This window comes from Ruegeria sp. N8 (genome assembly GCF_056531325.1).
Genome location: NZ_JBQFLQ010000011.1, coordinates 42179 through 66640, shown reverse-complemented (window position 1 = coordinate 66640; position 24462 = coordinate 42179). Strand labels below are relative to the sequence as shown.

The 24462-nt window shown below is 56.8% G+C and carries 27 protein-coding genes and 1 pseudogene; 6 read left to right on the top strand and 22 right to left on the bottom strand.

From position 1 onward, the window contains the following. Window positions 1–177 precede the first annotated feature (177 nt). The 3 genes from ACR0C5_RS17270 to ACR0C5_RS17260 form a co-directional block, all read right to left on the bottom strand. Window positions 178–723 carry a c-type cytochrome gene (locus ACR0C5_RS17270; RefSeq protein ID WP_170624900.1) on the bottom strand — a complete coding sequence of 182 codons (546 nt, stop codon included), beginning with the start codon at window positions 721–723 and terminating at the stop codon, window positions 178–180. A 38-nt stretch (window positions 724–761) separates the two neighbouring features. Beyond that, a complete protein-coding gene (locus tag ACR0C5_RS17265; protein WP_170417767.1) occupies window positions 762–1229 on the bottom strand; it encodes a DUF411 domain-containing protein in 468 nt (155 codons plus the stop codon). A 74-nt stretch (window positions 1230–1303) separates the two neighbouring features. After that, window positions 1304–1933: a cation efflux transmembrane domain-containing protein gene (locus tag ACR0C5_RS17260; protein ID WP_170417770.1), complete on the bottom strand. Its 630-nt coding sequence runs from the start codon at window positions 1931–1933 to the stop codon at window positions 1304–1306. 74 nt (window positions 1934–2007) lie between these two features. On the opposite strand from ACR0C5_RS17260, the gene ACR0C5_RS17255 reads away from it, so the two are divergent. Then, window positions 2008–2424, top strand: coding sequence for a MerR family transcriptional regulator (locus ACR0C5_RS17255; RefSeq protein ID WP_170417773.1), 417 nt, complete (start codon window positions 2008–2010; stop codon window positions 2422–2424). A gap of 209 nt (window positions 2425–2633) precedes the next feature. On the opposite strand, the gene ACR0C5_RS17250 is transcribed toward ACR0C5_RS17255, so the two are convergent. The 10 genes from ACR0C5_RS17250 to ACR0C5_RS17205 all read right to left on the bottom strand — a co-directional run bounded on the left by ACR0C5_RS17250 (window position 2634) and on the right by ACR0C5_RS17205 (window position 11940). Continuing rightward, window positions 2634–3737 (bottom strand): hypothetical protein, encoded by a 1104-nt coding sequence (locus tag ACR0C5_RS17250; RefSeq protein ID WP_170775031.1) that lies wholly within the window; start codon window positions 3735–3737, stop codon window positions 2634–2636. A gap of 21 nt (window positions 3738–3758) precedes the next feature. Then, a complete protein-coding gene (locus ACR0C5_RS17245; RefSeq protein ID WP_170417779.1) occupies window positions 3759–5594 on the bottom strand; it encodes a relaxase/mobilization nuclease domain-containing protein in 1836 nt (611 codons plus the stop codon). Beyond that, window positions 5591–6010 (bottom strand): hypothetical protein, encoded by a 420-nt coding sequence (locus ACR0C5_RS17240; protein ID WP_170417782.1) that lies wholly within the window; start codon window positions 6008–6010, stop codon window positions 5591–5593. Before ACR0C5_RS17240 ends, ACR0C5_RS17245 begins: the two co-directional genes overlap by 4 nt. A 472-nt stretch (window positions 6011–6482) precedes the next feature. Further along, complete coding sequence (locus ACR0C5_RS17235) at window positions 6483–6683, bottom strand: hypothetical protein (protein ID WP_170417785.1); 201 nt, start codon at window positions 6681–6683, stop codon at window positions 6483–6485. A 683-nt stretch (window positions 6684–7366) separates the two neighbouring features. After that, window positions 7367–7909 carry a hypothetical protein gene (locus ACR0C5_RS17230; protein ID WP_170417788.1) on the bottom strand — a complete coding sequence of 181 codons (543 nt, stop codon included), beginning with the start codon at window positions 7907–7909 and terminating at the stop codon, window positions 7367–7369. Window positions 7910–7931: 22 nt separating this feature from the next. Further along, window positions 7932–8222 carry an addiction module antidote protein gene (locus ACR0C5_RS17225; RefSeq protein ID WP_152460667.1) on the bottom strand — a complete coding sequence of 97 codons (291 nt, stop codon included), beginning with the start codon at window positions 8220–8222 and terminating at the stop codon, window positions 7932–7934. Between the two features lie 5 nt (window positions 8223–8227). After that, window positions 8228–8521 carry a type II toxin-antitoxin system RelE/ParE family toxin gene (locus ACR0C5_RS17220; RefSeq protein ID WP_170417791.1) on the bottom strand — a complete coding sequence of 98 codons (294 nt, stop codon included), beginning with the start codon at window positions 8519–8521 and terminating at the stop codon, window positions 8228–8230. Between the two features lie 115 nt (window positions 8522–8636). Next, window positions 8637–10502: a ParB/RepB/Spo0J family partition protein gene (locus ACR0C5_RS17215; RefSeq protein WP_170417794.1), complete on the bottom strand. Its 1866-nt coding sequence runs from the start codon at window positions 10500–10502 to the stop codon at window positions 8637–8639. Between the two features lie 218 nt (window positions 10503–10720). Then, a complete protein-coding gene (locus ACR0C5_RS17210; protein WP_152460664.1) occupies window positions 10721–11125 on the bottom strand; it encodes a DUF3768 domain-containing protein in 405 nt (134 codons plus the stop codon). A 527-nt stretch (window positions 11126–11652) separates the two neighbouring features. Continuing rightward, window positions 11653–11940, bottom strand: a complete 288-nt coding sequence (locus ACR0C5_RS17205; protein WP_237215935.1) for a WGR domain-containing protein — start codon at window positions 11938–11940, stop codon at window positions 11653–11655. A 215-nt stretch (window positions 11941–12155) separates the two neighbouring features. On the opposite strand from ACR0C5_RS17205, the gene ACR0C5_RS17200 reads away from it, so the two are divergent. From ACR0C5_RS17200 to ACR0C5_RS17185, 4 genes and pseudogenes are all read left to right on the top strand, one after another. Beyond that, a complete protein-coding gene (locus tag ACR0C5_RS17200) occupies window positions 12156–12548 on the top strand; it encodes a GFA family protein (RefSeq protein WP_152460663.1) in 393 nt (130 codons plus the stop codon). Between the two features lie 102 nt (window positions 12549–12650). After that, the gene (locus ACR0C5_RS17195; protein ID WP_152460662.1) at window positions 12651–12953 is read left to right on the top strand and encodes an SH3 domain-containing protein; all 303 of its coding nucleotides are present in this window, start codon (window positions 12651–12653) and stop codon (window positions 12951–12953) included. 155 nt (window positions 12954–13108) lie between these two features. Further along, window positions 13109–13249: pseudogene (locus ACR0C5_RS17190) on the top strand (DUF6429 family protein); the annotation flags it as partial. Between the two features lie 115 nt (window positions 13250–13364). Further along, window positions 13365–14771 carry a DUF7986 domain-containing protein gene (locus ACR0C5_RS17185; RefSeq protein WP_174819503.1) on the top strand — a complete coding sequence of 469 codons (1407 nt, stop codon included), beginning with the start codon at window positions 13365–13367 and terminating at the stop codon, window positions 14769–14771. A 482-nt stretch (window positions 14772–15253) separates the two neighbouring features. On the opposite strand, the gene ACR0C5_RS17180 is transcribed toward ACR0C5_RS17185, so the two are convergent. Continuing rightward, entirely contained in the window at window positions 15254–15553 is a 300-nt protein-coding gene (locus ACR0C5_RS17180) for an MBL fold metallo-hydrolase (protein ID WP_170417797.1), read from the bottom strand. 84 nt (window positions 15554–15637) lie between these two features. Here ACR0C5_RS17180 and ACR0C5_RS17175 point away from each other — a divergent pair, with 84 nt between their 5' ends. Further along, window positions 15638–16549 carry a homocysteine S-methyltransferase family protein gene (locus ACR0C5_RS17175; RefSeq protein WP_170417800.1) on the top strand — a complete coding sequence of 304 codons (912 nt, stop codon included), beginning with the start codon at window positions 15638–15640 and terminating at the stop codon, window positions 16547–16549. 464 nt (window positions 16550–17013) lie between these two features. On the opposite strand, the gene ACR0C5_RS17170 is transcribed toward ACR0C5_RS17175, so the two are convergent. The 8 genes from ACR0C5_RS17170 to ACR0C5_RS17135 are packed head-to-tail and all read right to left on the bottom strand — an operon-like array spanning window position 17014 to window position 24394. Then, window positions 17014–17841: a citryl-CoA lyase gene (locus ACR0C5_RS17170; protein ID WP_170417803.1), complete on the bottom strand. Its 828-nt coding sequence runs from the start codon at window positions 17839–17841 to the stop codon at window positions 17014–17016. Further along, on the bottom strand, window positions 17838–19034 hold the full coding sequence (locus tag ACR0C5_RS17165) for a CaiB/BaiF CoA transferase family protein (protein WP_170417806.1): 1197 nt from the start codon (window positions 19032–19034) through the stop codon (window positions 17838–17840). Before ACR0C5_RS17165 ends, ACR0C5_RS17170 begins: the two co-directional genes overlap by 4 nt. Next, window positions 19034–20479, bottom strand: coding sequence for an aldehyde dehydrogenase family protein (locus tag ACR0C5_RS17160; protein WP_170417809.1), 1446 nt, complete (start codon window positions 20477–20479; stop codon window positions 19034–19036). Before ACR0C5_RS17160 ends, ACR0C5_RS17165 begins: the two co-directional genes overlap by 1 nt. Then, the gene (locus tag ACR0C5_RS17155; RefSeq protein ID WP_170417812.1) at window positions 20476–21171 is read right to left on the bottom strand and encodes a hypothetical protein; all 696 of its coding nucleotides are present in this window, start codon (window positions 21169–21171) and stop codon (window positions 20476–20478) included. The genes ACR0C5_RS17160 and ACR0C5_RS17155 overlap by 4 nt, the downstream gene beginning before the upstream one ends. Next, window positions 21168–22178, bottom strand: coding sequence for an agmatinase family protein (locus ACR0C5_RS17150; RefSeq protein WP_170417815.1), 1011 nt, complete (start codon window positions 22176–22178; stop codon window positions 21168–21170). The genes ACR0C5_RS17155 and ACR0C5_RS17150 overlap by 4 nt, the downstream gene beginning before the upstream one ends. Next, the gene (locus tag ACR0C5_RS17145) at window positions 22175–23050 is read right to left on the bottom strand and encodes an arginase family protein (protein WP_170417818.1); all 876 of its coding nucleotides are present in this window, start codon (window positions 23048–23050) and stop codon (window positions 22175–22177) included. Before ACR0C5_RS17145 ends, ACR0C5_RS17150 begins: the two co-directional genes overlap by 4 nt. Then, the gene (locus ACR0C5_RS17140) at window positions 23050–23724 is read right to left on the bottom strand and encodes a hypothetical protein (protein ID WP_170417821.1); all 675 of its coding nucleotides are present in this window, start codon (window positions 23722–23724) and stop codon (window positions 23050–23052) included. Before ACR0C5_RS17140 ends, ACR0C5_RS17145 begins: the two co-directional genes overlap by 1 nt. Continuing rightward, window positions 23717–24394 (bottom strand): arginase family protein, encoded by a 678-nt coding sequence (locus ACR0C5_RS17135; protein WP_170474326.1) that lies wholly within the window; start codon window positions 24392–24394, stop codon window positions 23717–23719. The genes ACR0C5_RS17140 and ACR0C5_RS17135 overlap by 8 nt, the downstream gene beginning before the upstream one ends. Between the last annotated feature and the right edge of the window lie 68 nt (window positions 24395–24462).

Here is a 24462-nt window from a genome sequence, read left to right as displayed (position 1 = left end):
CAATATGCAGAGAACGGCAGGAGAGAGCCCTAACCTGCTCGTGCTGCGACTTACATATATGTCCGCTTCCGTGAAGCTTACTAGAATGGCGCATTGTCAGCTTTATGCCTGCTGAGAATTGTCGTCATAGTATCGACAGCAAAAACACTCATCAAAAACCAACAGATTGACGACAGATCAAGGGAACCCCGCACGCATATAAACGATGATCTTCCAAAGGTCTTCTTCGCTCAGCGCTTCCTTGAAGGCTGGCATGTCTGTTCCGAAGCGTTCGCCGCCCTCGGAAATTGCCCAAAGAAGGTACTCGTCCCCCGACATCGGCATCTGAACGAACCATCGTAGGAGAGCGGGAGAGGGCGCGAGCGAACGTCCGGCTTCACCATCGCCCAAACCCTCAGCTCCATGACAGCTTGCGCAGTTTTCCGTATATAGCGTCTTGCCCTCCGAAACATTCTCGGGCGTTGCACGAATGGTGCTCCGAGCCCCGCGGTAGGCTGCGGGCACGTCCTCGTTCATATACGTCCAATGTCGTTGCATGCGCTGCTGCTGGCCAGGCCCCATATTGCCGTGCCCCCAACCACGCATGTGCTCAGACCTCATGTGGTTAGATCCCATTGGCCCGTGACCCCACCAATCTCCTCGTTGTTGTTGTGCGCAACCCACTGTAGCAATGGTGATAGACAGAACGCTTAAGGTAAGAGTGCGTAATCCAAGCTTCGTCATCTTCTCCTCCTTACTGTTTCCGCTCGATGAACGTCGCCTCAGGCCGCTTCGTAACTCTTGAACACCTCGGTGCTACCGTCCTTGAGGATCAAAAACACGTCGTAGGCCTCACGACGATCTTCCGGCCCCATCCCAGGGGAACCGTAGGGCATGCCAGGAACAGCAAGTCCAACAGCACTGGGTTGCTCCTCCAGCAGACGACGAATGTCTGCAACCGGCACATGCCCCTCGATCATATAGCCATCGATCTCGCCTGTGTGGCAGGACATCATTTCTTCGGGAATGCCGTTGTCCAATTTGTGGCGGACAAGCTGTGTTCCAAAGCTGCGCTCCTCGGTAATGCGAAAGCCTTCCTGCCGCAGGATGTCGATCCAAACCTGGCAACAGCCGCAGTTCGGATCCTTGAGAACACGGACGGAAGGCGTGTCTTGCGCAAACGCGGCAAATGGTACTGTGCTGGCAAAGCCAGCGGCGTAAGTCAGTACTTGGCGGCGTTTCAGGTTCATGGCGAGAGTCCTTGGTATTTCCAACTAAATTGAGCCGATTTCGTATCATTCGAGATCAAAGGTCATAATCCACGTCAAACATGCTCATGTTCGCCAACTTCCCGACGCTCGGCGAGCGCTTGGCGCACGATCTGGAAAGCAGAGGAAAGAAACAACGTTGCCATGACCGCCGCAACAATCAGGTCAGGCCAACCGCTAGCTGTGCCCCAGACGCCTAAAGCTGCAAACATAACGGCCACATTGCCAATGGCGTCATTACGCGAACATAGCCAGACAGAGCGCACATTTGCATCGCCGTCCTTGTAACGGACGAGCAAGAGAACACTTGCGAGATTGGTCATAAGAGCGAAAAAGCCAACGATGCCCATGATCTCGGCCTCCGGCACTCCGACATAGAACACCCGGTACACGGTCGATCCAAACACCCAAAGACCCATCAGCAGCAAGCTCACCCCTTTCGCCAGAGCGGCATTGGTGCGTGCACGGATTGAAGCCCCGATCACTGCCAGCGAGATACCGTAGGTCAAAGCATCCCCAAGGAAGTCTAGAGCGTCGGCCTGAAGTGCCTGAGACTTTGCATAGTGACCGGCAGTCATCTCGACGACGAACATCACCGCGTTCAGAGCAATGACAATCCACAGCCTCCTTTTGTAGTCGTCTGATACGCCGTCGAATTTGGCGTTGTGTCCGCAACATGCTGACATTGGGAAGCCCTTTTTGTATCTGTCGTGACCATAGTGTAGTGTCTCTAGTTACTAGAGGTTCAAGAGGTATTTTCATGTTTTCTATCGGGGAGCTTTCCAAGCGCACGAAGGTCAAAGTTCCGACTATCCGCTACTATGAGGAAATGGGCCTGCTTGCCGCACCAGAACGCACCGAAGGCAACCAACGGCGCTACGATGTGGCAGGGCTAGAGCGTCTCAGTTTCATCAAGCATGCACGCGATCTTGGTTTCTCAATTGAAGCGATCTCCGAATTGATTGTGCTTCAAGGCCACCCGGATCGTTCATGCCAAGCCGCAACGGACATCGCCGTCTCACAACTTTCCGAAGTAAGAGCAAAGATCAAACGACTACGGGCTCTTGAAAAAGAGCTGGTTCGGATTTCGAAGGGCTGTGATGACGAAGGAGTGTCAGAGAACTGCTATGTGCTCGCGTCTCTTGCCGATCATAAACTCTGTCACCACGATCACTAAACTATGAGCGGACATTGCTTTAGTCCCAGCGAAAGACTGTTTTGTCCGCTTCTTGCCTATTCAAACGTGGTGCAGCGAATGCCCGGAATGTCCAAGGACAAGAGTCCGTCCCAATCGGAACAGACCCCACATTACTCCAACCCGGTGGTCTCGCTGTTCCCGGCAACACATTCACCGGCGCGAACAATCATCTATCATGTCCTCCGTGGTTAAAGACTGTGTCCATCATACTCATGGACGTGGGTAGCCTGTTCGCGGGTATGGGCAATCTCTTGCACCACGGCGGCAATCTTGCTGGATGAAACTTGGTGCAGCTCACCAACAACGGCCTCCGCGCGCTCGTAGCTGTCCGGAACGCCTTGGCTGTTGAAATGGGCGGCAGCGGTGGAAATGTCCGCGTCTTTCCAAGTCGCCGTTGTGCCGATTGAAACGCTGTCATGATCGTTGTAGCGGGCCAGGAACTTGCTTCCGTCGAGACCGAAGCTGTGCGCGGTCGCCACAATGTCATCACGCACAGCCAGCCATTTTTCGGCTTCCGTGGGGTCCAGGTTGTCCAACTCGGCCGCATTCATGGATGTGGTGTAGCTGTCATCAGCCAAAGTGTATGCCTGCAGGTCGGTGTCATATGGGCGCAGTTCGGCAACATCGCCTTTCAACTCCCCGATCTGAACGTCCATTGCGGCACGCAAGTGTGGATCTTCGACCTCTCGTGCAAGAGCCTCCATGTTCTCGATGGAGTTCACGATGTCCTTGGTCTGCTGCTCGTAGTTCTCAAAGATGGCCTCCCCCAAAGCGGATTGCATATACTGAACATAGCGATCACCGGGCGACTGGTAGTCGTCGGACTCCTGAAAATCCTTGTCACCACTCAGATCCGCAAGGGACGAATAGTAAGGGTGATACAGATCGTATTCCTGAGCATCACTCATGTGCTGAGAAACCAAAGCCTGCATATCGTTCAGATCAACCGGCTCCCCTGACCGCTCCGCAGCTTCAAATTCGATTTTGAATTCTTCGACCAGATCTTGTTGCGCAGTATGTTCGTCAACACGGCGGTTGGCCTGGTCCTCGATGTCGAAGCTGTTTGAGGCGATGGCTGCACGATCAAAGCCCATCGCCTGCTGTTCTTTCCTGATGATGTCGATCTGCTCTGAAACGCGATCTTCACGCGGGGCGGATTGATCAAATCTGGAATAGGGTGCGAAGTGTTCGACTTCGTTCAAAAGATAGTCTGTACGCGAAACCATAGTTTTTCCTTTGCGAGTTGATGGAAAACTCTGTGATGGGTCTGCCTGGGGCGTTGGCGCGCGCATCAGGCAGACCGGTTAAAGTCCTTACAAGCTGTGCCCGTCATCGTCACCGCGCCCCTGCAAGAGCGGGTGCGTTGCGTGGGCGTGAACGTCTGAAAGTTCTTCTGAGATTGCGATGATCCTGGAAGACGCAAGCTGGTGCAGCTCGTCAACAACGGCCTCAGCGCGGTCGTGGCTGTCGGGTAATCCTTGCGCCTGGAAGTGGGCCGCGGCGGTCGAAATGTCGTCGCTGCGCCATCCCATTGTTGTACCCAGGGTGACGTTCTGATGATCGCCAAAGCGGGCAACGAACGCCTCGCCATCGAGGCCGTAGCTGCTGGCCGTGTCGGTGACTTCTTTGCGGATCGCTGCCCACTTGCCGGCCTCTGAATAATCCAAGACATCCATTTCGGCAGTGCCCATTCCCATCATCGTTGAATAGCGGCGGTCCTCGATGATGAAGGCTTGAAGGTCCGGATCGTTGGTGCGCAGGTCCGCAACGTCGCCCTTCAACTCGCCAATTTGAATATCCATAGCGACACGCAGATGAGGGTCGTCAACCTCACGGGCCAGCCCTTCCATCTTGTCGATGGATTGCAGCAATTCTTTGGTCTGAGTCTGGAAGTCCTCATAGGCCCCCTTGCCCAAGGTGTCCTGTATATAGACCTCGTACCGGCGTGCTGCCGGGGCATAATCAGCGGACGACTGGAACGCCTTGTCATCGACAATATCAGCAAGGGCAGACAGATACGGATGGCTCTGTTCGTTGTCCCGAACGTCGCTGATATGGGCAACAACCTGAGCCTTCAGCTCGGGTGCGATTGTTTCCTCAGAACCGCCTAATTCGATGTGTCGCCGCAAGTTGCTCATGACTTCGGGCGACACATAAGACGGGTCTCCTGGCTCGCCGTAATCATCAAAATGATGGGCTTGATCCAGCAGATGTTCCATTCTCGATACCATAGGTTCCTCACTTTCAACGAGTTGGATGGCAAACTCTTCGATCCGGTCTTTGACAGCGTTGGCGCGCTCATCAAACAGATCCGACATTCTTGCGATGGAGAGTGTCATCACATCACCGGCCATGTCGCGGGCCGTAACTTCAACCTCCGGAGTGCTTTCAACAACAGACAGTCCGGCCTGAACCTTCCACGTGTCGGTCTCAACTTCCTGCCGCAAACCGCGCTCAAGGCGGGTCGTTGCGGTCAGCTCAATTCCGTATCCTTCGGCAACCTCAACCTGGATAGAGCGCTGAACGTCGATGTTCATGTCGCTGCTCATACCCATAGCCAACCACTGCCCATGTTCCACGCCTCGGTTATTCACAACGATGTGGACATGGGGGTTGTCAGTGTCGTTGTGGAACACGGTCAGATAGTCCCAGGTATCGCCAAAATCACCGCTCCCAAACAGGCGATCCGCGAAGTCCAAACCGGCCTCATGCGCGGCATCCGGATAGGTGCCTTCGGGAAAAGAAACGATCATGTGACGGGTATAACCATAGTTGGTTTTCCCGTTGAAATCCTCGGCCCAGGTCTCGATCAGATCACTCACCTGATCGGCATCGAGCGGGGTCACACCATTGTCGCGGATGTCCAACACGCCCTCTGCCCTGACGGTCAGGTAATTGATCTGGCGGCGCAGCTCATGCGCTTTTTTCACCCCACCTTTGCGGACGTGTTTCACAACCGCCTCGGGCTTTCCAACCACAGCACCAAGCCGCGCCTTGATGGATGAGGCCCGCGAGATCATGAACTTCATGCGCTTGGCGGTTTGCAGCTGCTGGCTGATCTGCTTGGACCGATCGATACCCTTCTGCGCTTCCCGGAAGGCTAGCTCCAGAAAGTCCCCTGCCGTCAAATTGTGAGCCGCGACGTTCATGCTTCAGATGTCCTCTCATCGTCGCGCAAGATTCGGCGAATGGCGGAGTCTGGCTCTCGGTTTCGGCGGGCCGCGGTGATCAGCGCCTTCAGGTCTTGCCGGTGCTGGATGATCGCACGATGGAGGTTTTCGACATCGCGCCGGTCGTCATCGGTCCAGATCACCGAACCGCGTTTGGCCGATTTTGCGAGCTGATTGAGGTTGGTGTATCCACCCTGAACCTGCCGCAAGTGCGTCTGCCAGAGATCGACAACGGCCGGGTCAGGATCGAGATACCCGATCAGACGATAGATCAGTCGTTGGATGATCTGGTTGCGGCTCTTGGCCCCAAGCGACTGCACGGCCTCCTCCAAACGCACCAACGCATCTGACGGCAATCGAACGGAAAAGACAGTGGTGTCGCCGGGCTTGCTCAATGTATACCTCTGGTTGTTTTTATGACTTGTAACACAACTACCTTATCCTGTCATACTCTCCAAGAGGAAACCGGGGGTGATTTTAGAAATCCGTATTTTCTCAAATTGCCCCCGGAACAGTTTTGCTCTTGGAGGCAATCTCCACGCCGGGAAAAGGGTCCTGCCCCTTTTCCAGCCAGCAGGCGTGGGTGCCGGTGGACCGGCGCAGGGCAATCACGCAAAGCGGGAGCTGCCCGAACAGCGCCCGTCACATACCGGCACGTTCAAGGTCAGTATGGCATTTTCCGCGCGCCTCAGCGCGCTCAATGTCCCGCCGCTTTCGCGGCGGGTGTGGCAGGGTTGTCTGCTGCCGCATTGGGGCAGGTCGGCACCCCTGCCCGGTCTTAGGACCGCGCGCCACCTGTGGCGCATATGTGGTCCGGCCTGCGGCCGGAGCAGAAGAAAGGGCGGCTTGCGCCGCCCTGCCCTCCCGTCATTCGGTGACGGGATCGTCATCGGTGCGCTTCGGGAAGGCCACCATCTCAACGCCAGGGAACATGCTGTGCTTGACCTGGATCGAGGTGATGGTGCCGGTCTCATCGGTATTGACGAAGAGCACCCCGCATCGATCCCAGAATGTCTTGCCTTCTTTTTCACCGGTCTTGACGCTCAGTTTCAGAGTTTGAGTTGCCATTGTTTGATCCTCGCTATGGCGTGTTTCGATGAACAAGGGAAAAGCGGGCATCAAGGGGATGTCAGCAGGGAATTTGATCCGCGCGGAATGCGCCGCAGGCGCAGGGGACATTCCTTGTTGAAGCGCGGCGCCCGGCCCGGGCGCCGCGCGTCTTCCCCGACTGCCCGCTTATGTTCATCCCTTCAGAAACACCGCAGCCGAGGATCTTCTCCGGCAACGTACTTGAAACTGTCAGACCTGGTGAAAGGCAAGGCTTTCTGGGATCGCTGCGCGCGGAACATCTGAACAAAACGATGTCTTTGATGGCGGCAACATCACCTCGATCCGACACAGGCGCGGCGCTCAGTTCTAAGTTGGGGGTTGCCCTTCTGGGTCGGTATGACCGTCGTCGCAAAGGATGAAGAATGACGGACGGTGCAAACCGCCCTATCCAACTGGCGGAGGCCAAAGACCGGACGGTCCGGCCCTGGTCCGTGCTTGTGCGGATCAGGTAAACAGCCGGACTCAATTTGGATTGGCGGGTTCGGTAGGACGCCCCGGTAATCCGCAAGAACTCTCTCAAGCGCTGTCGCGGGGCGAGACCGGCGCACGGGCAGATACAGTGATGAGTACGCCAAGAAAAAGGCCCACCGAAGCGGGCCACGAGTTTAACCAAAGGAAAATCTGGAGGTATTCTTTACAGGCTAACGCTTGCGCGCGCGATCGACAACACCGTCAGCTGTGATCGTGGCAATGCGATCCTCTGTGCGGCGGGTCATTTCCACCCCGTCACCCGTCATATGCGCCTCGGCAAATTCCGTGAACTTGAAGATGCTGCCATCTGCTTCAACATGGGTTTCGTCCTCTGCCGAGCGCCGCTTCACCGATCCGTCATGGCGGATTTCGATGATCGTGTTGTCGGCCATTCGGACCGTCACGGTATGCTCATCTACAGCGACACCCTGCCACCAGGCATCTGCATCGCGGCGCACAACAATGCGGTTTGGGTGCAGCTTGATCTGCACGTCCTGTACCTCGTCCGGATCAGCGGCTTTGACGACCACGATGGCCTCCTGCGCGCTGGGATCACCATGGATCGACGCGCTCCCGTTTTTTGGCGGCCAGAGCTTCGGCTGTGTGCGCGGCTTGCCCTTCTGGTCTGTATGAAACCCGACGAACATCTGCGCGGATTTCCAGACGCGGCGGGCGGCTTTTTCAACCGTAGACGGAGCTGCATCGGTGGACATGGTGGATAGCCTTTAAAGTGGGTTAATTCACGTGCATTTTCGGGGTGAGCGTCACACCCACAGCGCTCAGCACTTTCAGCACCGTGCCAAACTCGGGATTGCCATTTTCGCTAAGTGCGCGGTAGAGGCTTTCCCGAGACAGACCAGATTTGTCGGCCACACTCGACATACCTTTGGCCTTGGCAACATCGCCAAGTGCCGACGCGATCAGCGCCGTGTCGCTGGTTTCAAAAGCCGCTTCAAGATAGGCTTGAATGGCTTCCGGGCTGTCCAGATAGTCAGCCGCTTCAAACTTCGTTGTTTTGACACCCATGTTTTTCACTCCAACTCTCTTGCCATCGCCTTGGCGGTTTTGATGTCGGCTTGCTGGGATGACTTGTCTCCCCCGCACAGCAAAACGATCAAAACGTCACCGCGCGACACATAGTAAACGCGATACCCCTTCCCTTCGGAGATACGCAGTTCACTCACACCTTCACCAACCGGTTTCACATCACCGGGATTGCCCAGGCTCAACCGCGTGATGCGAACCAAGATCCTGGCTCTCGCCCTTTGGTCCTTCAGGCCCTTGAGCCACTTGTCGAACAGGTCCGTCTTACGAATTTCTATCATACCTATATGTAGCCTACAGGCTACAACCTTTCAAGTCAAAACAACCTATACCATTGAACTAAAATCAAAAATCATTGCTGAAAAGCAGGGCGCGTTGCGCCCTGCCCTGCCAGTTTCAGAAGCAATCCGGCACCCATGCATCGATCCGGGCTTTCTGTGCCTCGGTCACGCCCAGTGCCTTTTGATGCTCTGGATCATTGAAGAGCTTGTGCAGCGCCTCGTTCTTGGCACCCTTTTTGGATTTCGCGAAGGCTTTGAACATGTCGGCGTCGATGTGCAGGTCCAGCAGGTCTTTGTAGAGATCATCCAGCTGCCAGCCTTTCAGACGCTTGAAGCAGTTTTCAGCCGAAGGGGTCCAGATCGCGCGCATGTCAGCCTCGATCTCAGCCTCGATCTCCGCCATGAACTCCGGGCGTTGGGTCAGAAACCGCCGGGCCAGAAAACCCGTGATCTCACCATTGCGGGTCTTCTTGCCCAGATCGCGAAACGCTTTGAACGCTTCCACGCTGCCTTGTGCGGCAATCTCGTGGAACTGGTCATAGGCTGCCTGTGCCGCTTCATCCCGTTCTCCGCCAAGACGCGGGTCGAGGATGAACTGGTCATCGATCTCGGGTGTGTTCCGCTCGGCACCACCATAGCCAAACCCAAACAGATTGCTGCTCAGACCGGAGGCCGGGGTGGCAAAGAAAGCAAACAGGCTCAACACATAATCAGGCTTGTCCAGCAGGGCCGTTTGAACCGCTGCCAGCCGGATCGCCACCATGTCGTCGATGAACTTCTGCGAATAAACTGGTTTTGGTTCTTCCTTGATCTCCGGTTCTTTGACCGGGGCCAGAACACCAGCCTCAATGGCAGCCTGAACATGTTCCGCCGCGACATAGGCCGGGGATGTTTTGATCTCGCCATTGTTGGTGACATAGACAAACACGCCGGACAGCTTGCGCTGCGCGTCAGAATAGAACGGCGCCGTATAGTCCTCAAGCGCGGCCAGCTCCTTTTCACCATCCGCGTCCAGAGCCTCACCCTCATAGAGTTCGGCAAGTTCGTCATACCGTTCGGCCTGTCCTTCGGTGAAGTCCCGGCTCACCATGTCCAAACGGTGCATGTCTTTCGTACCCGAGAACCCATAGGGAATGTAGCTTTCCTCATGGGTGTCCACCCAGTCCCAGCCTTCCGCGTCGCGCAGTTTTTCCGCTTCTACCGCCAGTTTCTCGGCAAACAGACGATCCAGTAACGCGCCTTCATTGAATAGGGTTTCATCGGCAAACAGATCAGCGGTGACGGTGCCGCCCGCCTCAACATAAGCCTTCTGCCCGACAAATACGGCCTTGCGGCTAGTGCTGCTAACAGCCTCCGACGTCAGTGCCTGTTTGACATCATGCTCACTGAACCACCGACATTCTTTGGCCCGTTCCAGAACCTCCAGAATTTTCTCTTCTTCGGTGCTGACGGTCATGGCCTTGGCCAGCCCCATGCTGATCTCACCGGCTTTGAGCGCATCCAGAACGGCGGCGGGCAGACTGGCAAGCGCGAGGCGGCGGCGCACATGGGATTCGGTCACGCCAAACGCATTGCTGATCTTGGCAATAGACAGAGATTTCTCGGCCATTTTGCCATAAGCACGGACCTCGTCCACAGGGTCCAGTTCTTCACGGGCGGTGTTCTCCGCATTGGCCCATTGCTCAGCCACGAAGGGATTGTCCGTGACCTTAACGGGAACCTGTGCCAGATCAGCGCGCTCAGTCACGGCGATGTTCAGAGCCCGTAGGCGGCGACCACCGGCAACGATTGCGACTTTGCCATCGGTATCGCGCAACCCGCTGAGGTTCTGGATCAAGCCACACATAACCAAACTGTCGGCCAGAAGTGCAATACCTTCCTCACCAACCTCCTGTCGTGGGTTGATGTCAGACAGGTAGAGATCGGACAGGGATACGGTTTCGATGGTTTCCGGTGCGGTGAATGTTTCGACTTTGCTCATGGGGCAAATCCTTGTTTGAGTGTTTGAGATCGTGTTAAGGGTGCCCTACCCCTTCCGGGGTAGAGCGGAGCCGTTTAGATGGCTGCGTGTTGGATCAGGAAGCGGCGCGCGATGTGGAAATTGTCGCCCTTCCTGATTAGCGCCCACGCTTCTGCGATACGTTGCTGCAAGATTTCATTGCTCATGGTGTTCACCTCCTTTCCGGTTTGGGATTGAGATCAGTATTCGCTGGGGCACATGATGGTCAGAACGCGGCGCGTCACTGACGTGTCAAACGGCCGGTCGGACCCATACGTGTAGTCCGTGTCGTAAAGATCGATCTTCCAGAACAGCTTCTGGTCACGGACTGTCACCGCCCCAAAGGTGTGATCGCCATAGGGGTCATTGCCCTCGTCAAACTGGTCATCCGACGCCACCGCTGCCAAAGCTGCAGTCTGGAACTCCATCCCTTCACCTGACACGCCGGGCGTGACAAATACCTGACCCTGAATTCCCTTAGAATGCATCTCGATTGCCGCAGTCGGATCGATCAGCGCTTTCCGAAATAGGTCATTCTGGGTCGCAATCTCTGCCGCCTGCAGGCTGGTGTCAGTGTCGATGTCTTTTGTCTTTTCAATGTCCAAAACCGTCTCTCCTTTTGTGGTGCGACCTCTGGGGTTGATCCCCTTTGGTGCTGGTTTTGAGCCGAGCCCTGAAAGGGCGTCGTCTCTAAAACCTGCCCCGTGGCGAACGCGGAGAGGGGCGAGACAGGACCAATCGACAAGAGTGGTGCGGCCCGCAGCGCAGGCGCGCGAGGACACGGTATTGTCTATTTGTCTTGTCCGAGGGGGGAGGCCGCGCCTTCCCCCTTACGGAAGGTAGCGTTTGGCTTGTCCAAATCCCGCCTGACCCACAAGGAAAGGACAAAGGATCTCTGATCCTGCGTGAGCGCAAAAGGGACCGTCACCCGAATGGGCAGATCACCACGGCATGGACCGACCATGACCCAAAGCCCCTGCCCCGGCTCGCAAGAGACGGGTCAGGGGCTACTGGGACAGGGAGATCATTCTGGGGTGTTCTGGGTGGAAGCCGATACGTCGGCTGAAACCTAGAGCCTGCTCACGAGCCGAAAGGCTCGGGATTTGCCACAGAAACAGACTGCAGCCCGAAGTCACTCACCGACCGGAACATACCCTCGACGGAGCTTTTGCTTTTCGAGATTGTGGAGCGCTTCACTAGCCAGGGCTTCGTCATCATACGTCACCATCATGGCTTGCCCGTTCGTGCCAATACGCCCCCAGGTACGAAGCACTGAAACCTCCCCAAACAACGTCGGCTGCAACTCGATGCCATAGAACCGCGCCATGTTGATCTCAGGGTCCACATGGATCAGGTGCACAGGTGTGGTGTCTGTCAGCTCCATGACGCGATTGTCGATCAATAAAGCTCGTCTGTCCAATGACTTTGCTGGAACAGTCAATTGGCAAGGATTCAGAACCGTGATGAAAACATTCGACAACTCAATCTGTCTGATGCTTGCCTCGTACCCATCCAGGTACAGGAGCTCATATTGGCACCATTCCACATTCCGCTGCTGGAACCGTTGTGACCACTGGCCAGAGTAGGTACGGTTTTCTCATATCTTGCAAAACGAAATAGAAGGATGAAGGCAACGTGGCTGAAATCTTGGAAGGCGGATGTTTTTGCGGTGAGGTTCGATACCAGGTCACTGGCAGCGCAGTAATGCAACTCATGTGTTTTTGCAGTGATTGCCTATCGATGACCGGAACGGACGGTTATGCCGGGTACATGATAAAGTCGGAAGACCTGCAGCTGCTGAAAGGCAAACCACGGACCTTTGAGAAGACCTCAAAGGAAGGTCGACCTGTCATCAAGCATTTTTGTGGCACCTGCGGATCAGGCCTGTGGGGCGTGACAGCCTTCGGATTGACGAGCATTGCGGCTGGGACATTGGATGAGCCAAACAACTTCAAGCCAACGAGCAAGGTTTTTGTGAAAGATGCCCCCAACTGGGCCAGGGTTCCCCACCATTTGGAAGAAATGTAGCGTTTGAAGCTTTGGTATCACCTACATTTCTGTCTTGGAGTTGTTCCTCTTGGTGACCCGAGTTGCTACGATTGTCGTTGAGGCAATAAGCAGGACATCGCGATGCGCAATGCAATCTTTTTACCCCTAATGGCTTTGTTCCTGGGGGTCGTCATGGACGTTAAACCGGCGGCGGCCGCGTCACTCGGAACATATGAGGTTTTTGGCGTCGAAGACGGTGACATGCTAAAAATGCGCAGTGGGCCTGGAACAGGGTTCAATGTGATCGTTGGTCTTCCAAATGGAACCGCACTACGAGTTCACGGCTGTGAGCAGACCGGTGGCACCCGTTGGTGCCGCGTCTCTTTGGAGCGCGCGCGCAAGCTTAAGGGATACGTCTCTTGGGCATATTTGCGGAAAATCTAATACGACAGCGATCAGCACCACCATCTTTTAGCAATCATAGAATACCGGCGGAAACGCCCTGACGAATCCACTAGTTGGGCTCACACCCGTCGTCGAAGCGGCTCGCAACATCCCCGAATTCGCTGGGTTCAGGACGGCCCTAAGGCTTTGACTGGGGAGCGCTTGATCGCCTGCACCGTAACGGATTGATCCTGGACCCGGTTGGAAAGGCAAAATCGGTGGTACTGACCGATGAAGGCCTGCGCCGCTCCGAAAAGCTTTTCACAGAGCTTTTTGGGCGGGAGCCAAAGACATAGCATTCGCCATGACAAGTCCCTCCATGTAACGCAGGTCTGCATACGCGTGTGGGCTGGCTGGCGGTTGCAATCTGCGCTAAATCGCCCCTGTCCGGCAAACAGGGAGAAGCTGAAGATGACAACGGGGAACGATCTTGGTGGGCTCATCGGGTTTATCACCCGTGACGAGATTTGGCATGAGCGGCTCGCTGATGTGTTGGACGAGCATTTTCTGCCAGCGCTCGAGGCCTTCGATCTTGAGTTCGAGGATCTGGGCGACTTGCTGGGCGAGGATTGGCCGATGGTCCTGTGGGGTGGTGGCCTGGAAGATTTGCTGGGCAGGACATTCGGAGCGGACGCCGAAAACGCTGCGGATGCTTATCTGAAAGGGAGCGGTTCCAAGGAGAGTGCGCAGACCCGCGCCTATATCAAAGGATTGCGGGACGCGTCGGTCAGCCTTTATGAGGTGAGCGAGGTAGACCCCGGCAGATCCATGGTCTTGCGCAACATGCTTTCGGACGCAGAGCCGGTTACCGTCCGGGAACACAGCGCGACGCAGATGCTGCAGCGATGGGATCGCATCGCAGCTCGGGTTGTCGCACAGGGGGATTATAACGTGATCTCGGGGGCGCTGCTCCCATTCGACCCCGACACCGTCGCGTTTTTTGAAGACGGGCTCCGCTCCGTGTTGAAATTGAACCCCGACGTTGAACTGAGGCTGACACAGGATCAGCTACACCGTTCCGCACCCCTCTTCACCAATGCCTGGCTCTTCGCACATCTGCCGAACCTACTGGATCCGGAACCACCACAAATCAGCAACAGCGATGGCGACAACCTGCTCTTTCACGACATGCGCTTCCCCCTCGCCAGCAAAGTGACGCAAAGCCAGGTATCTGAAAAGCTAACACAGTCCGCAGAACTCGTGATCTCAGGCCAGAAGGATTGGACCTGGCTTGACCTCGACACCCCGTCCGGCACCAAGCACGGCACCGGCCTCGTGTTGGACAAATCAATGTCAGGGGCCTCCGTGCTTGGGTCCCTAGATCTGAAAGGTCGGACACTCACACTTTCTGTGAGCTCTACAGCGCGCGCTGAACGCGGCGAAGCCCTGGTCCGGGACCTCCTGGGCGACCTGGTGAAATCTCCGCTGACATCAATCCAGACCGCCGAACAGATGATGGCGGATGACAGCACGAGTAACGGAGTGGCAGAAGAAGAGGACATCCCCCGTGCCCTTGCCCGTCAGATGGCCCACGAATATCTCGAACAGCATTACCGCGATACGCTTGACCAGCCGATTCCTGCCCTGGATGGCAAGACCCCGCGCCAGGCCGTTCGCAGCACGGCGGGCAGGAAGAAAGTCATAGACTGGCTGAAGACAATCGAAAACCGCAGCGCGCGCCAGACCGGCTCTCCGGTGGCTGAGTATGATTTCGGCTGGATGTGGGACGAGCTTGGTCTGTCAGACTACCGAAATTGGACCAGCGATGGTTCTTGCAAAAACCGTTCCAAAGCTTCGCCTCCTGAACCCATCGACTAACCCATGTTTTCCCGGCTGCGTCTTGCAGAGATGTGGCAAGGGTTATGCTGTCGCTGCGCGTCCAGATGGTTTGCCTCGTGACAGCTGGGGCACAACAAAATTTCAGTCTCCGTGGACACACCGGTTTCATAATCGAAACAGTACTCTTGTCCACATATTTCCAGCACCTCTCCACTCTTGGCCAGTTCCGAACTTGTCACCTCGCAGTGATCACAAATTCCGTCCAAGAGAGCTGATTGGAGTTCAGAAAGAACCACTGTTTTCTGAAAATTGCACACTCTGTCACTCATAACTGCTTCAGGCTTTCACAAAATGGTGAAGAGAGAAAGCTTGTGAAACAAGAATTCAAGGGAATGTGACATAGCCCAATGGGTTCGAGATTTAGTTTCGCCGATCATTGCCTGTAAGCTGCGCGGCGCGTCGAACTTTCACGTCAGCCGCCATCCCACAACAGACCCGCGCACATCAAAATACAACCTGGGCTAGTCCTCCCAGCGAAACGCGTCGTTGTCCGCCTTCACCCGACCAATAGACGGCAAAGCGAAGTGGTTTCCCAGCACAATACATCCCGTTTCCGAGGCGCTTTCCAACAGTTTCCGACGGGATGTCACGGCCATCTCAGCATCGGAATCAAACATAAAATGCCACTCGGGATGCCAGCACTGGGCGGTTGTATGGATTGCATCACCTGTAATCAGAGCGCGCCGGTCGCCACTGGTGATTTCGACCGAGACATGACCTGGTGTTTGGCCTGGCGTGGGGATCAGAGTGACGGAATACACCCTGTCGCAGTCCTAAGGTTCACAGGAGGCCCGAGACAAAGTAGGTTTCTTGTGCAGAGGTAACGGCAATAGGCGTGGATCAGAATGGCGCGACAGCTCCCACTCGAAGGTAACAAGCCCTTTCTGGTTTACGCCGGCACTGGCACCGACCTGATTTTCAATCATGGAATTGAGCTTCCCGGTTTCGCGTCGTTTCCATTGCTGGAAGAACCTGGCACCAGGGTGATACTGGCCGGTCAAATGCAGGCTCTTGTCGATCTGGCCCGTGAAATGAATGTCGGATGCATCCTTGATGCGCCCACATGGATGGCGAACGCCGACCGGGCAGCGCCCTTGGGGTACGATGCAGAGCGGCTCGCCGAAGTAAACAAAGATGCGGTCAGTCTAATGGAAGACGTGCGCCAAGCTGCCGCTCGCGATGATGTACTGGTGTCGGCCTGCATCGGCCCGCGCCATGATCCTTACGCCGACATCCCGCCGGTACCCGTCGAAGATGCACGTCAATACCACGCCGCTCAAATGCACAGCCTGAAAGACACAAGCCTCGATCTGGTCACCGCTTATACATTCAACCGCCCAAGCGAGGCAGCGGGATGCATCCTCGCCGCCCGGGACGCTGAACTGCCGATCATCATGTCTCTGGTTGTTGAGACAGACGGGTGCCTGGCAGACGGGACCAAACTTGTGGACGGAATTGACCAGATCGACGCAGCAACCGACTCGGCGGCGCTGTTTTTTATGGTCAACTGCGCTCACCCTACCCATTTCGCCGGAGCGCTTGGCAACCACCCCCGGCTGAGAGGCCTTGTGGCGAACGCTTCGAGTTGCTCGCATGCGGAACTTGACGAAGCAGATGAGCTGGACGAAGGCGATCCAGCTGAACTTGGTAAACAGATTGCCGCGATTGCGAGGCAGAATCCGTCGATCCAAGTATTTGGAGGATGCTGCGGTACCGACATGCGCCATCTGAAATCGATGATCAGCGAACTAGCATAGCCAACTTGGTTCAATCTGAGCGATAACGCTGAGATCTAAGGTGATCCCGTAATTTCTTTCCACAACTTGTTAGGAGATCGGCCCTTTGCTGCCGTTGACCGAGGGCGCGCATCGCTGCGGTGCGGCCCACCAGACCGGACTTTAGCTGCGACTGCGAAATCCAGCGATCGACAAACTCACGCATCGCGGACCAAGTGTGAATTCGCCGCGCTTGTCGCGATGGCAGCTCGGTGCGCTTCGCTGACGTCAGAACAAGCGTGAAAATGTATCGATTCTCGCCTGGATTGAAATACCTTCAAAGACAACACCAAAGAAGTGAATCTTTGTTCAGACTAACATGTTGGGTCTGCTTCTAGGGGGGGATGCCCAATGACCGAGACCGGCAAAACAGTCCACACGCCAGTGGCGCTTCAATGCCAAGTTCGGTGTGAATTTAGGCGTTCGCACCATCAATGGTCATCGGGTTAGCGCTCCGATTTGACACCAATATATTCCGGCAGATAACGCGGCGGCATTGGCCCCTTGTTCCGCCCGCCCTGTTGAATCTGTTCCCAGCCATGAGACAAGACGCCAACCGAGCGGGAAAGACAGAACAATCCCCGGGAAAGCGGTGCCGGGAACCCCAATTCGCAAAAGATAACAGCCGTGGCCCCATCGATATTCATCGCGATATCGGCACCGCGCTTACGTCCGATTTCCGTCTGTATAGCTTCACCGATATCGGCAAATCGCCCTTCTACAGTGCCTGACATCGCGGCCTCGCGTACCAACGCCATCAATCGCGGTGCGCGGGGATCGACGGGCTTGTGGAAACGGTGGCCAAAACCCGAGACGATCTTGCCATTTTCCTCACACCAGGCGGCGATACCGTCGCGGACGGCAACTTCCTGTTCAGCGCCGTCATCCATCCGTTTGGCGACGTCGAAATAAAGCTCGGCGCATTGTTCACCGGCGCCGCCATGCACGTCACCCAACATGTTGACCCCGGTGGCCATGACGTTGTTGAGCCCCAGCCCACAGGTCGCGGCCATACGCGCTGCGGCTATCGATGGCGCCTGCGGACCATGATCCACGCCCGCCACCAGCGCGCATTCAAAAAGCGCCGCCTGTTCTGGCGTGGGCAAATTGCCGCGCACCATGAGCCAGATCATCTGAGCAAAGCTGACGTTTCCGATCAGGTCCTGGATCGGGTGGCCGCGAAAGGCGATCCGCCCCGGAGCCATGTCGATAATTTCGGTGCGCCACCAGTGGCAAATGGCATCGGCGTCATTGCGTCCTGCGGGGTCCGTCATATCGCGCCATCCTTTGCCAGTTTTTCAATGTCTTCCGGTGAAAGACCTAACTCGCTCCAGATTTGAGAGTTGTGCTGCCCCAATGTGGGCGGTGGTGCATCGACGGTGGGCGCGCTGCCGTCCAATTTGATCCCGGTCGTGGCAACCTGAATGTCGCGTCCGACGCCGGGGACGTTTTCAAACTGGTCGAGGAAACCGCGGTCTGCAACCTGCGGCATTTCCAATACTTCCGGCACTGTCAAAACCGCTCCTGATGGCACACCAATGCTATTGAGTTCCTTGGCCCAGTCGCGCGGTGACCGGGTCTTCAACACGGTCTCCAGCTCAGTTTTCAGAGCCAGCCTATTGCGTTTGCGATCCTCGCGCGTGGCATATTCAGGCCGCTCGCGCAGCGCGGCCAATCCCAGGTGGTCCGTCAGTAGCTCCCATTGCTGGTCTTTGTTTGCGGCAATGTTGATCAACCCGCCCTTCGCTTCAAACGCACCGGAAGGCGCCGAAGTGGGGTTTTCATTGCCATTGGCAGTCGGATTGACGCCGGCGATCAGATAGTTCGACACCACCCAGCCCATTGTCGCCAGCACCGATTCCAGCATCGACACATCAATAAAGGTGCCGCGCGGATTGGCGTTCAGAGCAGATGAAATCGCAAAGGCTGCGGTGATGCCCCCCACAGTGTCTGCCACCGGATATCCAACGCGCAGCGGCGCGCTGTCGCTATCCCCGGTGATCGACATCACACCCGAGGTTCCCTGTATGATCTGGTCATAAGCCGGGCGGCGTATCCACGGGCCCTCTTGGCCAAAGCCGGAGATAGCACAATAGATGAGGGTCGGATTGGCCTCTTTCAGGGTCTGGTAGCCCACGCCGAGGCGCGTCATGACGCCGGGCCGGAAGTTTTCAACCACGACATCTGCAGTTTCGACCAGTTTCAGAAAAATCTCTCGACCCCGTGGGTTCTTGAGGTTGACCGTGACCGATTTCTTGCCCGCGTTCTGGGCGAGAAAGGACACGCCCATGTTGACTTTGTTCAGCTCTGGGTCGGCCCCCAGTTGGCGGGCGAGATCGCCCCGACCGACGGCTTCGACCTTGATAACCTCGCCGCCCAGATGCGCCAGATGATGACAACAGAACGGACCGGCAAGGACATTGGTCAGATCAAGAACACGAATGCCCTTCAAAGGTGTCTGCGACATTATCCGCGCCCCGCGTGTACAACCTTGGCCGCCGTGAAAAACTCGCGGCAATAGCTGCCTTTTTCCGGTGCACCATAAGAGGATCCCTTTCGGCCCGTAAAGGGTGCGTGGAAATCCATGCCGGCGGTGGGCAGATTGACTTGTATCATGCCTGCTTCGGCGTTCTGCGAGAAGTGATCGATTTTGGCGGGATCCCGCGTGACAATTCCTGCGGACAATCCAAATTCGCAGTCGTTGGACGTGGCCAGGGCGGCGTCGTAATCCGGCACGCGTAACACGGCGGCGATGGGCCCAAAGATTTCGTCTCGTGCCACGGCTGCGTCGGGTGACACATCCGTAAACAACGCAGGCGCAAAGTAATGGCCGGTTGTTTTGGATTTGACCTCGCCACCACCTGCGGCAAGCGTTGCACCGTCATCCACAGCCTGAGACACGTATCGTTTGTCGATGGCGAGCTGCGCTTCACTGGCGACCGGACCAATCTGGGTTTCCGGAGCGCGCGCATCACCGATCCGAAGGTCTTTCATTGCCGCGCAAAGACGGTCAACAAATGCGTCGTGAATGCCCTCGGTCACAATCAGGCGGGAAGACGCTGTGCAGCGTTGTCCGGTTGAGAAAAAGCTGCCCTGAACGGCGCAGTGCACCGCCAGATCCAGATCGGCGTCATCCAGCACGATCAAGGGGTTCTTCCCCCCCATCTCCAGCTGCATTTTCGCTCCTCGCGCAAACAGCGCCGCCCCCATATGGCGACCGACGGGTGTGGAACCGGTGAATGTGACCCCGGACACCTTGGGGTGCGTAACGATTGCCTCCCCAACCTCACGGCCTTTTCCCATCACAAGGTTGAACACCCCCTCAGGCACGCCCGCACGGGCAATAATATCGGACAACATCCATGCCGATCCGGGCACCAGTTCGGCAGGTTTGAACACAACCGTATTGCCATAGGCCAGAGCGGGTGCGATTTTCCATGCGGGGATCGCCAGTGGGAAATTCCAGGGCGTGATTACGCCCACAACGCCGATTGGCTCGCGTACAACATTTAGCGACACACCTTCGCGCAGAGATTGGTAGGTGTCGCCGGTCGCACGATACGCCTCAGCCGCGAAATATTTGAACAAATGCCCGGCGCGATGCGCTTCGGCCTTGGCTTCGGGCAAGGTTTTGCCCTCTTCGCGGGCCAGCATATCGCCCAGCTCGTCTACACGGGCGAGGATTTCCGACCCGATCCGGTCGAGCGCTTCGAACCGGACCAGAGGCGATGTCTTGCGCCAATTCGGCAGGGCCGCGGCCGCGGCCTCGATTGCGTCAACCGTTTGATCGGCGCTTGCCCGGGCATACTCGCCGATCGTGTCGTTCAGGTCGGACGGGTTGACATTGGGGGCCGCGTCGCTGCTAGCAACCCATGATCCGGCGATAAAGTTGGCAAAGGGGTTTGCAGTCATAGCGCTTCCTCAAGAACTGGTCGCCACCCGATATCTTCATGCCGGTGGTCCACAGTATTCACGTAAAAATAGGTCGGGCCATGATAGCCCCTGCACACCCGCCCATCGGCCCGTCTGGCAACCGGTTCGGCGGTCCAGCTGACCGCGCCGAACCAGTTCCACAAACGGTTATGAGGCGAGGTCAGATGATCCGGGCAAAGCGGTGCTGTACTATTGGCCGGGTCCGGTTGCGGAGCGTTCAACGCCCCGCTGCCCCCCACCAGCGCATCCCATTCATTGGGGCGCGTCGCCCCCTGAAAAGGGTCACTACAGGGCGTATCCCCCCCCGTAAGCAACCGGCAGCGAAACAGGCGTCCATCAATCGACAGCTCTGTGCCATGGACATACCCCGCATCATCCAGATCCTGCCAGCTGACGCGGCTCATAAGCATCCGGTCGGCGACCATCAATCTTCTTCCACCGTCCTCAAATAGATGCCAGTTCAGGCGCAGGTTCGGGTCTTTGGGACTGTCGGTGAGCGCCCAGTTGTCCCAATTCGGGTCGCGTTCAAATTCCGGTAGGTTCCCGGGTTGCAGGCCCTCGTAAGGGCAAAGCGCTGACAGGTCTGTGATCCAGGGCCGTGTCGCGGGCGCAAGTGTTTTTCCTGCATGGGAAAACCCACCCAGCTGCTCTGTTCCTTTGTAGTCCATCATTGCTCTGTCACCGCCCCGGTCACAGGTTGTGTGCGGAAGCGACGCAGGATCCGGAACAACATTTCTGCAGCCAGAAATTCGGTACGCTCCGACGGATCAAGAGGAGGGGACACCTCAACAATATCCAGTCCACCCAACGGGGCCTCGGCCAGCCCATCCAGCAGATCGTAATACTGACGCGGTGTAATACCGCTATGAACGATTGAGCCGGTGCCGGGGAGGTAGCCAGCGTCCATCGCATCGATGTCGATTGACAGATACAGTTCGTCACATCCCTTCATGGCATGCTCCAACGCCTGACGAATTGCCTCTGCCGTCCCCAATTTATGTACGTCGCCAGCCGAAAACACCCGACCGCCCTGCTCTTCGATCAAGGCGAGTTCACCGCTGTCGACCCAACCGGTGATCCCGACCCAAACCATATTGGACACGTCGACATTGGGCAGTTCGGAAATCCGACGGGCATTGGTTGCGTGGTTATGGCTGCCCCACGCGCCAAGCCGGTCAGAGAAATCCAGATGACCGTCGATCTGGATATACCCAAAACGTGCATTTGGTGCGCGTTTGGCCAACCCACGGGAATAGCCAAGGCAGGCCGGGAAGCTATTATAGTGATCACCGCCCAGTGCCAGAGGGATCGCCCCTCCAACGCTCAGCGCCTCGGTCATTGCGGCAATGGCCTCGGTGGTTGCGTCTACATCCTCAGGGGTGATCACTGCATCCCCGCAATCCACGAGCCAGTCGCTGGCCGTTGCGCTTCTTTGGCCCGTATCTGGATCAAAACTGACCCCCTGCGGTCGCATGGATTGCAATACCGTCGTTGCCTTACGCAGCGCCTCGGGACCAAACCTGGTTCCGAGCCGGCTTGAATGTGTCCAATCGCTGGGCATACCCACCACACCGATTTGGCCCGGACGGACGTCGGCGGCATCGAGCAGAGGCCCATCAAACAGCCGATACCCCGGTTGTGCCAGAGGCGGGAGAAATGTCGTTATCGCTGCAGTCATGTCAGTACTTTTTCCTTGGAAGTTTGGCGGCGCGGAAAATCAATCCCAAAGCCGAGGCGCGCATAGATAAACGCCAGAAGAGCCGTGACCATCAGGCGTTGGCCAACCTTCACGACACCCATTCCGGGACGGTTCGGATTCAGACCGGTCAACATAATGGCGCTGACCTCGTGCCGTCCCAAAAGCTCAAGCCATTGCACCACCGTCGCAAGATCGCAGCCCCCCAAACGGGGCCGATCACAAAGCGCACTGAGCGATGTTTCAAACACCGAGAGATCAAACCGAACAAACAACGGCTTTGATGGATCCCGCCACTCTGAAAACGCGGCACGCTGCGCGGCAGTATCTCTATTTACCGGCGTGGTCGTTCCGTTCGGCAAGGGCGCAATATGAAAATCGCGCGCATCGGCTGGTGTACCGCCAAGCTGCACTGTCTGACAATGAGGGAGCGCGCTCCGCGCCGTCTCGGACATGCGATCTGATCCGCCCAAAAAGATTGCACAGGCGCCATTGTCGCTGATCTGACGCATGGCCGCCTTCAAGGCCGCGTGGATCGCATCTTCGGACCCCGGTGCAATATCTCCGAGATCACAAAGCCGCTCGTGCAGGCCATCGGTACTGATATCCTGACGCGCATCGATATCTACGGGGTGACTGAATTGTGGATTTGCGTGCCAACCGAAATAGACCGAGGTTTCGCGTAATGCACGCGGCGCCAGAGATTGCCCTGCATGAGGTGCGTTTGTATCTTCAAACGGGATGCCCAGTACGGCCAGATCTCCAGACCGGACGTCGCCGATTGCTTTGGTCTGAGAGCGCATGAACGACAGATGCCCTGCCATGCGCGGCAACGGGGCCGAACGTAGAGGCATCAGCCTGCTCCTTTCTCAAGACGAGCTGTGACCGCTTGCAGGATCGCCAGTGCAGCGCGGGTTTCAGCCTTGCCACGGTTGTCCAGTTCCGGGGCAAGCCCAAAAACCGCAGCCGCGATGGTATCGCCCGGGGTGGCGTCAATTTGCGCGATCATTTGTGCTGGTGACATTCCCGTCAGGCGATGCGGGTGCGATACCCATTTGCCCGCAAGCTCTTGTAAATCCACAGACAGGATGACCGGTTGGGTGCGGGGCAAATGGCTCACTGCGCCGCCATTGACCCCAATGATGGGAACATCCGCACCTGTGACCTGTCTTGCGGCGACGTCAAGCGCTTCCAAACCGCTGGAATCGCCGCCTACCAACACCATGCGGGCACCGGTTTCAAGAACCGATTCACATTGCGAGGCAACTGCGAGAAAATGCTTGTCAGGTTCTAGCGGAAAGACGTTCACGTCCCCAAGGTCAATTGCATTCGCGGGTGTTACTGTGGGGCAGGACGCATACCGAAGCTGGCGCGCGAGATAGCGTTGCCCTGCCGATGGCCGGGCGAGATTGTCACAAAAATAGCCTGCAATCGCGACCTGACCGGGCACGAGATCTTCCAGATCGCCAATGGATGCGCCCAGAAAACTGGGGATCGCGTCAAACTGTATTTGCGCCGCTTCACTCATTGTGCAACGCCGCGTTCAGGGTTTCGATCGCCGCCAGTTCCGACATTCCCCTGGTGTCGCGCGCAGGCGCAAGGCCGGTGATCACAATCGCCTGCCATTTACAGGACATGGCACCAATGACGGAAACCAGCGTTTCAGGTTTCATCCCGCCGGGATTTAGGCCGACGCTGCCAGCTGCATGCCCCAGATCAATGACCGATATGTCGATCCACAAGACAGCGCGCTCGGGCGTGTCAGAATAGTCGCCGTGCCCTTCATCCAACTGCCGCGCGGTGCGCCAATCCATCTTGCGCTGGCTGATCAGATCCCAGACACCAGCAGGTTGATCGCCGTTCAATCCCACCCAGATCGTGTTGGCTGTTCGCGTCGCGATATCACGCCGGGCCAACGGCATGGCCGCGACAACTGGCAGATCAGGCAAGGCCCCCAGCACACCCGAGGCGACATCAGACGCGCCACCCAAGACAACGGGTACAACACCGTGATCCACCATTTGCGTCACAAGTTGTTCCAACGCGGCAGGCCAATCCCCTGACAGGTCCAGATTGCCAAGATCCCGACCATCTACAGGCAGTCCGATCCCAAGTTGGGCAGTCATTTTGCGCAGCGCATCGGGTGCCAGAGAGGTGCCGGATCGGGGCCCGGTGTTAACTTCGCTCGGAACGCCCATAACCCCAACACAATCAGCCTTACATTGCGAATGAATGCCAAAAGGAAGGTCCGCATAACCAGCTGTTA

Coding starts and splice junctions, on each gene's coding strand:
- ACR0C5_RS17135 (WP_170474326.1), bottom strand. CDS start 24,394: ATGGGCGTTCCGAGCGAAGTTAACACCGGGCCCCGATCCGGCACCTCT.
- ACR0C5_RS17235 (WP_170417785.1), bottom strand. CDS start 6,683: ATGGCAACTCAAACTCTGAAACTGAGCGTCAAGACCGGTGAAAAAGAA.
- ACR0C5_RS17250 (WP_170775031.1), bottom strand. CDS start 3,737: ATGCGCGCGCCAACGCCCCAGGCAGACCCATCACAGAGTTTTCCATCA.
- ACR0C5_RS17155 (WP_170417812.1), bottom strand. CDS start 21,171: ATGATGGACTACAAAGGAACAGAGCAGCTGGGTGGGTTTTCCCATGCA.
- ACR0C5_RS17170 (WP_170417803.1), bottom strand. CDS start 17,841: ATGACGGACCCCGCAGGACGCAATGACGCCGATGCCATTTGCCACTGG.
- ACR0C5_RS17215 (WP_170417794.1), bottom strand. CDS start 10,502: ATGAGCAAAGTCGAAACATTCACCGCACCGGAAACCATCGAAACCGTA.
- ACR0C5_RS17160 (WP_170417809.1), bottom strand. CDS start 20,479: ATGACTGCAAACCCCTTTGCCAACTTTATCGCCGGATCATGGGTTGCT.
- ACR0C5_RS17270 (WP_170624900.1), bottom strand. CDS start 723: ATGACGAAGCTTGGATTACGCACTCTTACCTTAAGCGTTCTGTCTATC.
- ACR0C5_RS17185 (WP_174819503.1), top strand. CDS start 13,365: ATGACAACGGGGAACGATCTTGGTGGGCTCATCGGGTTTATCACCCGT.
- ACR0C5_RS17260 (WP_170417770.1), bottom strand. CDS start 1,933: ATGTCAGCATGTTGCGGACACAACGCCAAATTCGACGGCGTATCAGAC.
- ACR0C5_RS17145 (WP_170417818.1), bottom strand. CDS start 23,050: ATGCCTCTACGTTCGGCCCCGTTGCCGCGCATGGCAGGGCATCTGTCG.
- ACR0C5_RS17175 (WP_170417800.1), top strand. CDS start 15,638: ATGGCGCGACAGCTCCCACTCGAAGGTAACAAGCCCTTTCTGGTTTAC.
- ACR0C5_RS17255 (WP_170417773.1), top strand. CDS start 2,008: ATGTTTTCTATCGGGGAGCTTTCCAAGCGCACGAAGGTCAAAGTTCCG.
- ACR0C5_RS17230 (WP_170417788.1), bottom strand. CDS start 7,909: ATGTCCACCGATGCAGCTCCGTCTACGGTTGAAAAAGCCGCCCGCCGC.
- ACR0C5_RS17140 (WP_170417821.1), bottom strand. CDS start 23,724: ATGAGTGAAGCGGCGCAAATACAGTTTGACGCGATCCCCAGTTTTCTG.
- ACR0C5_RS17265 (WP_170417767.1), bottom strand. CDS start 1,229: ATGAACCTGAAACGCCGCCAAGTACTGACTTACGCCGCTGGCTTTGCC.
- ACR0C5_RS17165 (WP_170417806.1), bottom strand. CDS start 19,034: ATGTCGCAGACACCTTTGAAGGGCATTCGTGTTCTTGATCTGACCAAT.
- ACR0C5_RS17225 (WP_152460667.1), bottom strand. CDS start 8,222: ATGGGTGTCAAAACAACGAAGTTTGAAGCGGCTGACTATCTGGACAGC.
- ACR0C5_RS17220 (WP_170417791.1), bottom strand. CDS start 8,521: ATGATAGAAATTCGTAAGACGGACCTGTTCGACAAGTGGCTCAAGGGC.
- ACR0C5_RS17245 (WP_170417779.1), bottom strand. CDS start 5,594: ATGAACGTCGCGGCTCACAATTTGACGGCAGGGGACTTTCTGGAGCTA.
- ACR0C5_RS17195 (WP_152460662.1), top strand. CDS start 12,651: ATGCGCAATGCAATCTTTTTACCCCTAATGGCTTTGTTCCTGGGGGTC.
- ACR0C5_RS17150 (WP_170417815.1), bottom strand. CDS start 22,178: ATGACTGCAGCGATAACGACATTTCTCCCGCCTCTGGCACAACCGGGG.